Source organism: Pseudomonas sp. PGPPP1 (genome assembly GCF_002255865.1).
Lineage (GTDB): Bacteria > Pseudomonadota > Gammaproteobacteria > Pseudomonadales > Pseudomonadaceae > Aquipseudomonas > Aquipseudomonas cremoris.
Map to the genome: position 1 here is coordinate 78669 of NZ_NKIG01000016.1, position 14897 is coordinate 93565.

The 14897-nt window shown below is 61.2% G+C and carries 13 protein-coding genes; 7 read left to right on the plus strand and 6 right to left on the minus strand.

Features of this window, described 5'->3' with window-relative positions; translation table 11 throughout:
• Positions 1 to 134 precede the first annotated feature (134 nt).
• Positions 135 to 1454: a Na+/H+ antiporter family protein gene (locus CFE47_RS18295; protein ID WP_185710950.1), complete on the minus strand. Its 1320-nt coding sequence runs from the start codon at positions 1452 to 1454 to the stop codon at positions 135 to 137.
• Positions 1455 to 1697: 243 nt separating this feature from the next.
• Here CFE47_RS18295 and CFE47_RS18300 point away from each other — a divergent pair, with 243 nt between their 5' ends.
• Entirely contained in the window at positions 1698 to 3845 is a 2148-nt protein-coding gene (locus CFE47_RS18300) for a methyl-accepting chemotaxis protein (RefSeq protein WP_286839134.1), read from the plus strand.
• A 73-nt stretch (positions 3846 to 3918) separates the two neighbouring features.
• Here the strand turns inward: CFE47_RS18300 and CFE47_RS18305 are convergent, their stop codons facing one another.
• The 4 genes from CFE47_RS18305 to CFE47_RS18320 are packed head-to-tail and all read right to left on the minus strand — an operon-like array spanning position 3919 to position 6510.
• Positions 3919 to 5232 (minus strand): sensor histidine kinase, encoded by a 1314-nt coding sequence (locus CFE47_RS18305; protein ID WP_286839136.1) that lies wholly within the window; start codon positions 5230 to 5232, stop codon positions 3919 to 3921.
• Positions 5229 to 5897, minus strand: a complete 669-nt coding sequence (locus tag CFE47_RS18310) for a response regulator transcription factor (protein ID WP_286839137.1) — start codon at positions 5895 to 5897, stop codon at positions 5229 to 5231. Before CFE47_RS18310 ends, CFE47_RS18305 begins: the two co-directional genes overlap by 4 nt.
• Positions 5897 to 6208, minus strand: a complete 312-nt coding sequence (locus CFE47_RS18315; RefSeq protein WP_286839139.1) for a PepSY domain-containing protein — start codon at positions 6206 to 6208, stop codon at positions 5897 to 5899. The genes CFE47_RS18310 and CFE47_RS18315 overlap by 1 nt, the downstream gene beginning before the upstream one ends.
• On the minus strand, positions 6208 to 6510 hold the full coding sequence (locus CFE47_RS18320) for a PepSY domain-containing protein (RefSeq protein ID WP_286839141.1): 303 nt from the start codon (positions 6508 to 6510) through the stop codon (positions 6208 to 6210). The genes CFE47_RS18315 and CFE47_RS18320 overlap by 1 nt, the downstream gene beginning before the upstream one ends.
• A gap of 160 nt (positions 6511 to 6670) precedes the next feature.
• Here CFE47_RS18320 and CFE47_RS18325 point away from each other — a divergent pair, with 160 nt between their 5' ends.
• From CFE47_RS18325 to codA, 6 genes are all read left to right on the plus strand, one after another.
• On the plus strand, positions 6671 to 7750 hold the full coding sequence (locus CFE47_RS18325; RefSeq protein WP_286839143.1) for a patatin-like phospholipase domain-containing protein: 1080 nt from the start codon (positions 6671 to 6673) through the stop codon (positions 7748 to 7750).
• Between the two features lie 76 nt (positions 7751 to 7826).
• Positions 7827 to 8183 (plus strand): 6-carboxytetrahydropterin synthase QueD, encoded by a 357-nt coding sequence (gene queD / locus CFE47_RS18330; protein ID WP_003190259.1) that lies wholly within the window; start codon positions 7827 to 7829, stop codon positions 8181 to 8183.
• Between the two features lie 24 nt (positions 8184 to 8207).
• Entirely contained in the window at positions 8208 to 8831 is a 624-nt protein-coding gene (locus CFE47_RS18335; RefSeq protein WP_185710946.1) for an NUDIX hydrolase, read from the plus strand.
• Between the two features lie 191 nt (positions 8832 to 9022).
• Positions 9023 to 10285, plus strand: coding sequence for a cytosine permease (gene codB, locus CFE47_RS18340; RefSeq protein WP_286839152.1), 1263 nt, complete (start codon positions 9023 to 9025; stop codon positions 10283 to 10285).
• Positions 10282 to 11487, plus strand: a complete 1206-nt coding sequence (locus CFE47_RS18345; RefSeq protein WP_286839154.1) for a PucR family transcriptional regulator — start codon at positions 10282 to 10284, stop codon at positions 11485 to 11487. The genes codB and CFE47_RS18345 overlap by 4 nt, the downstream gene beginning before the upstream one ends.
• 27 nt (positions 11488 to 11514) lie before the next feature.
• The gene (gene codA, locus CFE47_RS18350) at positions 11515 to 12750 is read left to right on the plus strand and encodes a cytosine deaminase (RefSeq protein ID WP_286839158.1); all 1236 of its coding nucleotides are present in this window, start codon (positions 11515 to 11517) and stop codon (positions 12748 to 12750) included.
• Here the strand turns inward: codA and CFE47_RS18355 are convergent.
• Complete coding sequence (locus tag CFE47_RS18355) at positions 12747 to 14897, minus strand: lipase family protein (RefSeq protein ID WP_286839160.1); 2151 nt, start codon at positions 14895 to 14897, stop codon at positions 12747 to 12749. The genes codA and CFE47_RS18355 overlap by 4 nt on opposite strands.

Below are 14897 nucleotides of genomic sequence, written 5' to 3' on the forward strand. Positions count from 1 at the left end.
CGACTTAAGAGGTTAACGGCCGCGCAGAGAGTTTCTGTAGTGAGCGGGCTTGCCCCGCGCGGCGATGTACCAGGCGCCCTAAGGTCTCCTGACAAAATGCCGCGCGGGGCAAGCCCGCTCACTACAAACAACGGTCAGAGGGTCATGGCCGCCAGCCAGCCGAAGGCCAGGAGCGGGATGTTGTAGTGCAGGAAGGTCGGCACCACGGTGTCCCAGATATGATGGTGCTGGCCGTCGATGTTCAGGCCGGAGGTGGGGCCAAGGGTGGAGTCCGACGCAGGCGAACCCGCATCACCCAACGCGCCCGCGGTGCCGACGATGCACACAATGGCCACCGGGCTGAACCCAAGCTGCACACACAGCGGCACGAAAATCGCGGCAAGAATTGGCACGGTGGAAAACGACGAACCAATGCCCATGGTCACCAACAAGCCCACCAGCAGCATCAGCAATGCGCCGACGCCGCGGCTATGGCCGATGAATGCCGCCGAGGCTTCCACCAGCGAACGCACGTCGCCGGTGGCCTTGAGCACTTCGGCAAAGCCCGACGAGGCGATCATGATGAAGCCGATCATGGCCATCATCTTCATGCCTTCGGTGAACAGGTCGTCGGTGTCGCTCCAACGCACGATGCCCGACACCGAGAAGATCAGGAACCCGGCCAAGGCACCGATGATCATCGAGTCCAACCACAGCTGGATGATGAACGCCGAGGCAATAGCCAGGCCGGCCACCAGCAGGGTCAGCGGGTTGTACTGCACCGCCACTTGCTCGACCCGCTCGATTTTCTCCAAGTCATACACGCGCTTCTTGCGGTAGCTGACGAACACCGCCACCAGCAGGCCCACGACCATGCCGAGGGCCGGCAAGCTCATGGCGTGAGTGACGTTGACCTGGCTGATATCCACGCCGCTCTTGGCCACGTTGGCCAGCAGGATCTGGTTGAGGAAGATATTGCCGAAGCCCACCGGCAAGAACATATACGGCGTGATCAGGCCAAAAGTCATTACACAGGCGATGAGGCGGCGGTCCAGTTGCAGCTTGGTCAACACGTACAGCAGGGGCGGCACCAGCAGCGGAATAAATGCGATATGAATCGGCAGGATGTTCTGCGAGGCAATCGCCACCACCCACAGCAGGCCGATCAGCAGCCATTTGACGTGGCTGCCACCGGTCGCTTCCTGGCGGTCCACCAGCATCAGCGCTTTGTCGGCCAAGGCATGGGCCAGGCCTGACTTGGCAATTGCCACCGCGAAAGCTCCCAACAAGGCGTAGGACAAGGCCACGGTTGCACCGCCGCCCAACCCGCCATTAAAGGCTTTGAGCGTGGCGTCGATGCCCAGGCCACCGGTGAGGCCACCCACCAGGGCGCCGACAATGATGGCAATGACCACATGCACGCGGGACAAGCTGAGCACCAGCATGGTGCCGACCGCGGCAATGACTGCGTTAATCATGGTTACCTCAAGCAGAAACATAAAAAACAGGCATGCCCGCGCCCAGGCGGCCACAGATGGCTGCCAGCGTGCAGGCTTGAAGGAGGTCTTATTAGAGGGCGCGCACTTTGCAGCAGGCGGGGCCGCATGTCAAAAAACGGCGCCGCTTTTAGCTTTCAATTGAACGTTTAAATAATAAAGATCCAAAAAAATCGGCCGATAACCTGATTCTCTGTGTTTTCAGGTTAAGGATGCTCCTCGATGTCCCTCAGACAGCTGTCCATTCAATGGAAAATCACCCTGCTCGCCGGCCTTTGCCTGCTGGGAATCGTGACCCTGCTGGTGGGTCTGTCGCTCTATCGCATGGAGCAGAGTTCGGAACAGGTCAAGGCGTCCAGCATGCAGATGCTCGACGAAGCCGCCCAATCGCGCATCGAGGCCCAGGGTGAAGTGCAGGCACTGGGCATTCGTCGCCAGTTCATGGACGCCTATCAGTACGGTCACGGTTTTTCCCGGCAAGTGCTGTTTTTGCGCGAGCAGGCCGAAAAACGCTTCCTCGACGCCTTCGACACCCGCGAAGACCTGACCCGTCAGGTCAAGGCTGCGCTGCAGGCCAACCCTGATTTGCTGGGTTTGTCGCTGGTATTCGAAGCGAATGCCCTGGACGGCAAGGATGAACTGTTCGCCAACCAGGCGGAGCTGGGCAGCAACGACAAGGGCCGCTTCGCGCTCTACTGGTCACAGCCGACCCCGGGCAAACTGGAGTCGATGGCACTGCCGGAAAGCGACATGTCCGACACCAGCGTGGGCCCCAGCGGTGAAAAGGCCAATGCCTGGTTCACTTGCCCGCGTACCACCCTCAAGCCGTGTGTGATCGAACCGTACTTCTACGTGATCAACGGGCAAAACGTGCTGATGACCAGCATCGTGTTCCCGCTGACGGTCAAAGGCAAAGTGATTGCCTCGCTGTCCGTGGACATCAACCTCAACAGCCTGCAGGCGGTCAGCCAACAGGCCAGCCACAAGCTGTATGACGGCCAGACCCAGGTCAGCATCCTCAGCCCTACCGGTTTGCTTGCCGGCTACAGCCCGGACGCAAGCAAGCTCAGCCAACGCCTGGACCAGGTCGACAGCGCCAACGGCGCGCAACTGATCAGCGCCCTGGCCAGCAGCACGCAGATCCGCAGCCTGCGCACCGACCATCAACTCAAGGTACTGGCGCCGTTCGCGCCAATCCCGGATGGCAAGCCATGGGGCGTGTTGCTGGATGTACCGGAGAAAGTGCTGGTGGCACCTGCCGAGGCGCTCAAAACCCAACTGGACGCCGACAATGCCAAGGGCACTCTGCTGGAACTGGGCCTGGGTCTGTTCGCGGCCGTGCTCGGCTTGATTCTGGTGTGGTTGATGGCCCGCAGTGTGACCCGGCCGATCCTCGGCGTGGCGCACATGCTGGAAGACATCGCCAGCGGCGAAGGCGACCTGACCCGCCGCCTGGCCTACGACAAAAAAGATGAACTGGGCCAATTGGCCGGCTGGTTCAACCGCTTCCTCGACAAGTTGCAACCGATTATTGCCGAGGTGAAACGTTCGGTGCAGGACGCCCGTGGTACCGCTGACCAATCCGCCGCGATTGCGACCGAAACCAGTGCCGGCATGGAGCAGCAGTACCGCCAGGTCGACCAGGTGGCCACCGCGTCCCACGAAATGAGCGCCACCGCCCAGGACGTTGCACGCAGCGCCGCCCAGGCTGCACAAGCTGCCCGCGATGCCGACCAGGCCACCCGCGACGGGCTGACTGTGATCGACCGTACCACCACCAATATCGGGCACTTGGCAGCCGATATGAGCACCGCCATGACCCAGGTCGAAGGGCTCGCTGCCAACAGCGAGAAGATCGGCTCGGTACTGGAAGTGATTCGCGGCATCGCCGAGCAAACCAACCTGCTGGCGCTGAACGCCGCCATCGAAGCCGCCCGCGCCGGTGAGGCCGGTCGTGGGTTTGCCGTCGTTGCCGACGAAGTTCGCAATCTGGCACGACGCACCCAGGAATCGGTGGAAGAAACCCGCCTGGTGATCGAGCAATTGCAAAGCGGCACCGAAGAAGTGGTGGGCTCCATGGGTAACAGCTATCGCCAGGCCCAAGGCAGCGTCGAGCAGGTCGGCGAGGCGGTGACCGCCCTGCGCCAGATCGGGGATGCGGTCACGGTGATCAGCGACATGAACCTGCAAATCGCCAGCGCCGCCGAAGAGCAAAGCGCAGTGGCCGAGGAGATCAACAACAATGTGGCGACCATTCGTGATGTGACCGAGTCGTTGTCGGAGCAGGCGAATGAATCGGCGCGGGTGAGTCAGGCGTTGAATAGCCTGGCGAATCAGCAGCAGGGGTTGATGGATCAGTTCCGGGTGTGAGTGAGCGGCACTTTTTCTAATAGCTGAGCGCTGCAAAGTGGGAGCAGGCTTGCTCCCACTTTTTTGATCGCGGTCAGCGCTTGGGCAATTCGATCAGCACTTTCAGACCACCTTGCTCACTCTCCTGCAACTGCAGCACCCCGCCCCATACCTCGACGATATCACGCACGATCCCCAGCCCCAGGCCATGGCCATCGATCTGTTCGTCCAGGCGCGCACCACGGCTGAGCACCTGGTCACGCTGGGTGACAGGAATGCCAGGGCCGTCGTCCTCAACGGCCAAGAGGTAATGTTGCGCCGTTTCACTGATGCTCAGGCGCACCTCGGCATCCGCCCATTTACAGGCGTTATCCAGCAGGTTTCCCAACAGCTCCAGCAGGTCCTCACGGTCCCAAGGCAATTGCAGCCCAGGGGACACGTGATAGCTCAGGTCCAGGTGTTCACCGTGGATCATGTTCAGCGTCGCCATCAGCCCGGGCAGTTCTTTTTCACAGTCGAACAACGCGCCCGGCAGGGTTTCGCCAGCCAGCCGCGCGCGGTTGAGTTCACGGTTGAGGCGTTGCTGCACCTGCTCCAACTGGTCACGCAGCAGTTTGCTCAGTTCGGGGTGATCCTTGAGGGCCTCGCTGGAGGCCGCGCTGAGCAGCACGGCCAACGGGGTTTTCAGGGCGTGGCCAAGGTTGCCTAGGGCGTTGCGCGAGCGTTTGAGACTGTCTTCGGTATGCGCCAGCAGGTGGTTGATCTGCGCCACCAGCGGCTCCAGCTCCAGCGGCACCTGGGTGTCGAGTTGGGAACGCTGGCCCTGTTGCAGCTGGGCGATCTGTTCACGCGCGGTTTCCAGCGGGCGCAAGGCGCGACGCACCGTGACCCGTTGCAGGACCAGCACCAAGAGCAGCGCCGCCAGGCCCAGCACCAGGCCGATCTGACGCATCAAACGGAAGCTTTCACGCACCGGCGTGTAGTCCTGGGCCACGCTGATGGAAATAGATTGGCCGAAGCGCTTGTAGTCCTCACGCAGCACCAACAGTTGCTGGCCTTCAGGCCCCAGTTGCAGGTTGCTCTTGAGCCCGGCCTCGGGCAGGTGCGGCAGATCCTGGTCCCACAGCGAGCGGGAGCGCCAGTGGTTATCGGCGAAATCAATGCGGAAATAGTGCCCGGAAAACGGTCGCTGATATGCCGGCGACAACCGCTTCTCATGCAGTTGCAAACCGTCGGGGCCACGTACCAGTGCCACCAGCAGGCTCTCGCTGTCATTGCGCAGTCCTGCCTCCAGGTAGCGTTGCAAACCGGCCTCGAACAACCACAAGCTGGTTTGCGCCAATGCCACGCCGACAATCACCATCACGCTGATCAGGCCCAGGCTCAGGCGCCGTTGAATCGACTTCATGCCGGGTTGACGCCAAACCGGTAACCCTGGCCACGTCGGGTTTCAATCACGCTGCGGCCCAGTTTGCGCCGCAGGTGGTTGACGTGGACTTCCAGCACATTGGAGTCGCGCTCGGTTTCGCCGTCATACAAATGCTCGGCCAAGTGGCTTTTCGACAGGATCTGCTCGGGGTGCAACATGAAGTAGCGCAACAGGCGAAATTCGGCGGCGGTCAGCGAGATCTCCGCGCCATCGCGCAGCACGCACTGACGCCCTTCGTCCAGGTGCAGGCCGGCAGTCTGCAAGGTCGGTTGGTTGGCCCGCCCATGGGAACGGCGCAACAGCGCCTGAATGCGCAAGTACAGCTCTTCGGGGTGAAAGGGTTTGCTCAGGTAATCGTCGGCACCGGCCTTGAGCCCTTCGATGCGCTCGGACCAGGAATCACGAGCGGTAAGGATCAGCACCGGCGTGGCCAGCGCGGCGGCGCGCCACTGGGCCAGCACTTCAAGCCCTGGCAAGCCCGGCAGGCCAAGGTCGAGGATGATCAAGTCATAGGGCTCGCTGCGCCCCTGGTACGCGGCGTCACGTCCGTCGGCCAGCCAGTCCACGGCGTAGCCCTGGCGCTGCAGGCCAGCCAACAGTTCATCGGCCAGCGGTACGTTGTCTTCCACGAGAAGCAGGCGCATCAGTCTTCCTCGTCTTTGATCAGCACACCCGTGGATGCGTCCAACTTGATCTCGCGTACCACGCCCTCGGCAGTGACCAGTTCCACTTCATAAGCGTACTTGCCGTGCTTTTTCTCCAGCTCAGCCTCCAGCAGGCGGGAGCCAGGATGGCGCTCCATGGCTTGTTGCAACAGCGCTTCCAATGGCAGGATCACACCCTGCTGGCGCAGTGCCAAGGCTTCATCCTGATCAAGATCGCGTGCCGCCAGACTTGAGCAAAAAACCAGGAGAACCAGCGCCACTCGACTGCTGGCGGATAAATTTACCTTCATTACGTTTCCTGATGATTCTTGAGAACCTGCCCGGTGAGCGCGTCCAATTCAACGTCCCACTCGATGCCGTTGGCATCCTGCAATTCGACTTGGTAGAGATACTTGCCGTATTCCTCGTCCAGGTCGGTGTCCAGCAAGGTCGAGCCGGGGTGCAGGGCCAAGGCTGTGGATTCCAGCTGATCAAAGGCGACAATTGTAACAGTGCCGGGTAATTTCAGCGGTTTGTCGGGGTCCACTGCGCAGGCATAGGGCGCTGCGGAGGCAATCATACCGGCGGTGACCAGCGCTGTAAGGCGCTTCATGAGGAGTCTCCGTGTCAGGATATTTTTCCTACAGCGGCAACCGTACCTGTCACAACTTAATTGAAACTGAATTGCCACCATGGCAATTACCTACAGCGCGCTTCCCCCCTCAAAGGGCGAGATTTCCTATACTGCCCTGCTCGCTTCAACAGAGACCGGTATGACAGCCATCCACATCAAATTTCCTGCCCTGACCCTCAAGGCCGGCAAACGCGCCTTCACGCGTATTCGTGAACAGGGCCTGCAGCCCGCCGACGTCGGCATTCTCCCTGGTGCGGCGGGTGGCCCCAAGGCATTGGGTATCCAGGGCCTGGACCTGGCGCTGTTCGGCGATTGGCTGCCCCGCGCACCTCGGGAGCGCGCGCTGATCGGCGCCTCCATCGGCTCCTGGCGGTTTGCCAGCGCCTGCCTGCCCGACCCCGTGCAGGGTTTGCTCGATCTCGGCCGCCTGTATAACGAGCAGCGTTTTGCCAAGGGCGTGACCATGGCCGAGGTCAGCCAGAGCTGCCAGCGCATGCTCGACGACCTACTGGCCGGCCGCGATGCGCGGGTGCTGGACAACCCCGACTACCGCCTGAACATCATGGTGGTCAAGAGCCACGGCCTGCTCGCCGATGACCATCGGGGGCGCCTCGGGCTGGGCCTGTCATCGGTGATCGCCGATAACCTGCGCGGCCGTGCGCGGCTGTCGCGGCACTTCGAGCGGCTGATCATCCACGACCCGCGCCAGGCGCCGCCGGTGCATGCGCTGAAGGATTTCCCCTCGCGGTTCCTCGACCTGGACCTGGGCAACCTGCGCCAGGCGCTGTTGGCGTCGGGCTCGATCCCGATGGTGATGCAAGGCGTGCGCGACTTGCCCGGCGCCGGCGCCGGCACCTACCGCGACGGCGGCCTGTTGGATTACCACCTCGACCTGCCCTATCACGGCGACGATATCGTGCTGTACCCGCACTTCACCGACCGGGTCATCCCCGGCTGGTTCGACAAGGGCCTGCCGTGGCGTCGCAGTAACCAGCAAGGCTTGCAGGACGTATTGCTGCTGGCACCGTCCAAGGACTACCTGGCCCGCCTGCCCCACGGCAAACTGCCAGATCGCAGTGACTTCAAGCGCTTCATGGGTGACGACTCCAGCCGCAACAAGTACTGGCAAACCGCGATGAGCGAGAGCCAACGGCTGGGAGACGAGTTTCTGACGCTTGCCGACAAAGGTGGCCTGGGCGAGCGCTTGCAGGCGCTTTGATCCAGCGGTATGCGCGACGGCGGGCCAAGCTGTTAAACTCGCCGCCTGCCAGATACCTGACCGAGCTGAAAATACTGTGGAAATCTTCAAAGAGTTTACCTTCGAGTCTGCCCACCGCCTGCCCCACGTACCGGAAGGCCACAAATGCGGGCGCCTGCATGGGCATTCGTTCAAGGTGGCCATCCACCTGAGCGGCGACCTGGATCCCCATACCGGCTGGATTCGCGACTTCTCGGAGATCAAGGCGATTTTCAAGCCACTCTATGAGCGCCTCGACCACAACTACCTCAACGACATTCCAGGCCTGGAAAACCCGACCAGCGAAGTGCTGGCCAAGTGGATCTGGAATGAGCTGAAACCGTTGTTGCCAGAACTCAGCGCGATTCGCATCCATGAGACCTGCACCAGCGGTTGTATCTATCGCGGTGAGTGACAGTGTGAGAGAGGGCAAGCCCTGATGGAAAACACCTGGCTCGCCCAAGCCAAACGCCTGCAGGCGTTGGCGTCTACGGGGCTGCACTTTTGCACCGATGACTTCGAGCGCGAGCGTCTTGAAGAGATCGCCGAGATCGCCCACAGCATGTTGGCGCAACTGGGCAACGTGCCATTGGAACGCATCACCGGGCTGGTCACAGACTTTGCCCAACGCTACTCGACGCCGATGATCGACGTGCGCGGCGCGGTGATCGACGGTGACCGAATCCTGCTGGTGCGCGAGTTGACCGATGGCTGCTGGGCGTTGCCGGGGGGCTATGCCGATATCGGTTTGTCGGCGGCCGAGAACATCATCAAGGAAATCCACGAGGAAGCCGGGCTCACGGTAACCGCGCGGGCGCTGTACAGCGTGACGCACAAGGCCAAGGGCTTATACCGGCCGGATGTGCGGGACTTCTACAAACTGTACTTCTTGTGTGACCGGGTGGACCAGCTTGCGCCAATGGCTGGGTTCGAAACCACCGACGTCGGCTTTTTCCGCCTGGATGAGCTGCCGCCACTGTCCCGTGGGCGCACCATCGAAAGTGATCTTGAAGCCGCATTCGCGTTCCATCGCGGCGAGACCACGCACACGCTGTTCGACTGATCCAATTTGTATCACCGCTGCACCGCTTTCGTGCCCGATTGGGCACCACGAACACCCCTTCCTGCATTTCTCCCCGGTTTGGCTATAAATACTGTGCACAGTGCACAGCGCCCACCGTGCGCCCGTCACTGCCACCGATTTGGCACGCGCGGTGCAATAGGCCTGCGTCACTCATTCAGGGAGCAAGGCACATGACGCAGCAAGAACCGGGTAATGACTATCCCCTCAGCGAAGTCCCCATGCATGCGCGCAAGGGCCTGGCGTCCACCGCCATGGTGCTGCTGGGCTTCACGTTTTTTACCGCGACCATGTTTGCCGGCGGCAAGCTGGGGGTGGCGTTCAGTTTTACCGACATGCTCGGCGTAGTGGCCTTGGGTAACCTGTTGCTGGGTATTTACGCCGCAGGCCTGGGTTACATCGCCTTCAAAAGCGGCCTGAACTCGGTGCTTATGGGGCGTTTCTGCTTTGGCGAAGTGGGCAGCAAGCTCAGCGACCTGATCCTCGGTTTCACCCAGATCGGCTGGTACGCCTGGGGTACCGCCACTGCTGCGGTGGTGCTCGGCAAATATTTCGAGCTGGGCCAAGGCAGTGTGCTGGCGCTGATGGTGCTGTTCGGCCTGGTGTTTTGCGCGACCGCCTACATCGGCTATCGCGGCTTGGAGATTCTGTCCTACATCGCCGTGCCAGCCATGGGCATCCTGTTGTTTCTGTCGATGTGGGTGGCCACGGTCAAGGTCGGCGGGTTGGAGGGGTTGCTGGCGGTGGTTCCGACCGGCGAGCTGGATTTGTCCACCGCGATTACTTTGGTATTCGGCACCTTCGTCAGCGGCGCAACCCAAGCGACCAACTGGACACGGTTTTCCCGCTCGGCCAAAGTTGCGGTGCTAGCCAGCCTGATCGGATTTTTTGTCGGCAACGGCCTGATGGTGCTGATCGGTGCGTACGGCGCCATCGTCTATCAACAGCCGGATGTGGTGGAAGTGTTGCTGCTGCAAGGCTTCGCCATGGCGGCGATGGCCATGCTGCTGCTGAACATCTGGAGCACCCAGGACAACACCATCTACAACTTCGCCGTGGCTGGCTGCAACTTGCTGCGCACCAAGCGCCGCAAGACCGTGACCCTGGTCGGCGCAGTGATCGGCACCCTGCTGGCGTTGCTCGGCATGTACGACATGCTGGTGCCCTACCTGATTTTGCTGGGCACTGTGATCCCACCGATTGGCGGGGTGATCATGGCGGACTTCTTCTACCGCTATCGCGGCCAATACCCTCGTCTGGCGGACGCGCGCTTGCCGGCGTTCAACTGGCCGGGGCTGGTGGCGTATGCCGTGGGCACTGTGCTGGCGTTCCACTCGCCATGGGTTGCGCCGTTGGTGGGGATTGCTGCTGCATCGCTGACCTACATCGCGCTCACCGCCGTACTGCGCGTGCCTCTGGCTGACGCACGGGCATGAGCCTGACACTCGGCGATGTGCTGGCTCTGCCGGGCCTGGAATCCATGCGCCTGCGCGCCGGTGAAGGCGGTCTGGACAACACCGTGCGCTGGCCATACGTGGCGGAGAACAGCGGGATCGCCGAGTGGGTGTTGGGGGGTGAGCTGGTGTTCGTCACCGGCATCAATCACCCACGGGATGAGGCCAACCTGCTGCAAATGCTGGATGAAGCCTGCCAGCGACACGTGGCCGGGTTGGTTATCCTCACGGGACCTGCGTATATCCAGGCAATCCCCCAGCGCTTGCTCGACGCTGCCGAAGCGGCCGGCATGCCGCTGATCGAACAGCCCTACTCGTTGAAAATGGTGCTGGTGACCCAGGCCATCGGCTCGGCGCTGATCCAGTCCGAGCAGTTGGGGCGCTCGCGGCACGACGTACTGGAACGCTTGCTGACCGGCGACTATCAGTCCCTGGAATTACTGCTGCACCGCGCCGCCCAATTGGGCATGTCGCTGGCGGGGCATTGGCAGGTGGTGCAACTGCAACTGGAAGGCAGTGAATTGCTATTTGCCAAAGGCGATGCTGCCGTGGTGGAGGCACAACTGGCCCGGCAACACGACGGCATCAATCGGCGTTTGCGCCAGCTCTGCGCTGGGCTGCCGGTACTGGGACGGGCCGGACAATGGACGGTGCTGCTGCCTGCCCCGGATGCCGTCGCGGCTTTGAAAAACCGCCAGTTACTCGCCAATTGGCTCAACCCGCTGAACCTGCGCCTGGCGCCCCTCAAGTTGTTTATCGGCCTGAGCGCCGCCGCCCATCCACCCGCACGCCTGGCCCAGGCGCAAGATGAAGCACGCCAGGCGCTGGCCGCCGCGCGACGATTCAGCGAACGCGCCGGACTGTGTGTGTATGACGAACTGGGCGTGCTCAAGTTGCTCAGCGGCGTGCGTGACCGCGCCCTGCTCGACCAATTTCTCAATGAGCGCCTGGGCCCGTTGCTGCGCCACGATTTGCACCATGGCCCAAGCCTGATGCCCACCCTGGAAGCCTGGTTTCACGAGAATGGTAACCTTGTGGCCGCCGCCCAGCGGCTGGCCGTGCACCGTAACACCCTGACGCACCGCGTCCAGCGTATCGAAGCCCTGTGCGGACTGACGTTGGACAATTCTTATGACCGCCTGGACATCGGTATCGCGCTGATGATCTGGCGGCTGTCTGCCTGATTGTTTTTAGCCAAGAGGAACTTGCCCATGCACATCATCAACGCCCGCCTGCGCAACCGTGAAGGCCTGCATGATCTGCACCTGGAACACGGCCGGATTGCCAACATTACGCCACAAACAGCGGCGCCTGTAGCGGGCGCCGGCGACCTGGATGCTGCCGGCAACCTGGTGATCCCGCCCTTCGTCGAGCCCCATATCCACCTCGACGCCACCCTCACTGCCGGCGAGCCGCGCTGGAACATGAGCGGCACCTTGTTCGAAGGCATCGAGTGCTGGGGCGAGCGCAAAGCCACCATCACCCAGGCCGACACCAAGACCCGCGCCAAGAAAACCATCCAGGCCCTCGCCGCCCACGGCATCCAGCATGTGCGCACTCACGTTGACGTCACCGACCCTGACCTCACCGCGCTCAAGGCCATGTTGGAAGTGCGTGAAGAAAGCGCGCACCTGATCGACCTGCAAATCGTCGCCTTCCCTCAGGAAGGCATCGAGTCTTACCGCAATGGCCGCGAACTGATGGAGGAAGCCATCCGCCTCGGTGCCGACGTGATCGGCGGCATCCCCCATTTTGAATACACCCGCGATCAGGGCGTGAGTTCGGTGAAGTTCCTGATGGACCTGGCTGAACGCACCGGTTGCCTGGTGGACGTACACTGCGACGAGACCGACGACCCGCACTCGCGCTTCCTCGAAGTACTCGCCGAAGAAGCGCGCAGCCGCGACATGGGCCCCCGCGTCACGGCCAGCCACACCACCGCCATGGGCTCCTACGACAACGCCTACTGCGCCAAGTTGTTCCGTTTGCTGGGGCACTCCGGCATCAGTTTCGTCTCGTGCCCCACCGAGAGCATTCACCTGCAGGGCCGCTTCGACAGTTTCCCAAAACGCCGCGGTGTCACCCGCGTCAACGAACTGCTGGAGGCCGGCATGAACGTGTGTTTCGGCCAGGACTCCATCGTCGATCCCTGGTACCCCCTGGGCAATGGCAACATCCTGCGAGTGCTGGAAGCCGGCCTGCACATCTGCCACATGCTCGGCTACCGCAACCTGCAAAGCGCGCTCGACCTGGTCACCGACAACAGTGCCAAGGCCATGGCCCTGGGTGATCGCTACGGCCTGGAGCTTGGCCGCCCAGCCAACCTGCTGATCCTCTCGGCAGACAGCGACTACGAGGTCATCCGCAGCCAAGGCCTGCCGCTGTACTCGATCCGCAACGGCAAGGTGCTGATGAAACGCCAGCCGGCGCAGGTAGAGTTTGTCTAGACGATCGAATCGATATCCAACGAGTGCACCCTCCCCCGTTCGCTGTTGGTAGACGGGGGGATGCTGGCGACCTGGGACCGCTCGCGGTTTTCGCGGTGGCTGAACCAACGTTTGAGGCTGGGTTGCAACTGCGCGGAATGGGCGTAACTGCCATACACATCACGAGCTTCAAGGCGCCGCCAGCGCAGGGTTTCGAGACGCTCGCGACTGGTGTGCAAGCGGTCGATTTCGGCGTTCAACGGTTCGTGGTGCTCATAGCCACGCCCATTGCTCGGGGCGCGACGAGCGAGCTCCAGGCGTTTTTCCCGCAATTGCTGGCGCATGCTCGCCAGCGCATGATCAAGCAACTCGAACTCCCTCGGCGTCACCAGCGGGCCGCTGTTGTCCAGGGTTTGCTGCCAACGACGCAGGGTGGCCCAAGCCGCCGGGATGTAGCTCGCGGTCATGAAGTGCTCCTTGTATTCGACCAACTGTTTGATCAGCCCTTCGCGGTCCGGCATGTCGCCATGGAGTTGCAACGCCCGATTGCAGCCTGCTTCTTCGATGGACTCACAGCCCGGCTTCCACAACACCGAAGACTGCGTGCCATCCGCAAGCATGAGCGGCATGAAGTGTTGTTGTTCACCGTGGTGTTCGTAGGGGTTGCCACCCACGCGCACCAGCCCGGCAGCGAACAGCAGGCTGCCTAGCGCAGGCGTGCTGAACAGCGTGACCGCGCCGGGAACCCAGAGCTTGGCGGTGGTGTTCATCCATGGCGCTGGCACGCTGGGGACGGGGTCGTTGTGGTTGACGATACGGTGATGGACGAGGGATGAAGCGCCGGCGGTGAATTCGGAATCGGCGGCGCGAGGAGCGCCGTAGGTGTAGAGGAGGACGTTGTAGGTGCCATTCGACGTTCGCCGCAGGCCTTCGGCAAGCAGCAAAGCGATTGCTCCGCCCAGGCTATGGCCGCAGATAATTATCCGCTGGCCTGCGAAAAACTGGTCGAGGTATTGCTGGACGAAACCTCGCATGGCGCTGAAGGCCTGATAAAAACCTTCATGCGCCTTGCCGATACCTTCGGCGAAAGCCACCTGGTGGGCGTTAGCATCCCGCAACCCATCGGCGGAGCTTGCAGTACCCCGCACAGCGATCAAGATCACCTCATCGTGATGACTGATAAACGCCTGAGTGTCGGTACCAAATTCAACATCGTCGAAAAAGTGCAAACGTGCTGGGTGCTCCTGGTTCTTCTCCAACTCTGGCCTGTTCTGCGAATACAACCCAGGGTCGAAAGGCAGAATTTCGAAACGTCGCGAGTAGGGGACTTCTTCGTAGATAGGATAGAAACGCTGTTGTTGCTCCGCATCAAATCGCCAGGCTTCGTGATACCCCGATAGCTTTTCAGCAAAGAGATGACCCACGCTGGGGTCGAAGGGAAAGTGAACTTTATCTGTGGGTCTTTCAGGTGGCACTTGCCCGAAGTCGCAGTAACTCAAGGTAGCCATCAGTGCCAATTGGTAGAGATTCAACGCACAGAAACTATCGTCGGTGGAAAATATCGGGCGAAAGGCTCGCAACGGCCGAACCTCAAGAACCGTGTGCTGGTTGGGGAACAGCACGACTCCCGACAATGTCCGTTGCGATGGGCTGAATCCTAGTTCGGCCATCATTTTTAGGGCATGTCGTTGGGGACGAGAGCCCGTGGGTTCCACTGGGGGTAAATGAGCGATATGCCGTACAAGATCACTTACTTCAACCTGGTAAAACCTGTCCGCTTTGTTTTTCTTGGGATTACTTTCCGTTCGCTGACCATTTGCATTCAAAAAATGCGTTTTCTCCGCCCGAAATTGAAGCTCGGAAATTGGCAGCTGATACGTCTCACGCCCTCTCAGTTGCCTATATGGCTCCTCTTCCCCGACGTATTGTTCATCCAATGTGAGGACTACAGGGCCGCAGTACAGGTTTTGTAGTTTGGTGCCTCCATCGCCATTTAGCCTACCTTCATACTGAACACCAGCACTGTCATACACCGTAAACGGAAGACCGCCGTAAGGTTTTCCGTCGCCGACTTCATCCACTAGATTGAAGCTCACCCAGGCTCCTCGTAATGAACACGCGGGCTTTTTGTCATCGAAAAAAGGTTGCTTCCATGCTTCCTGATCCAT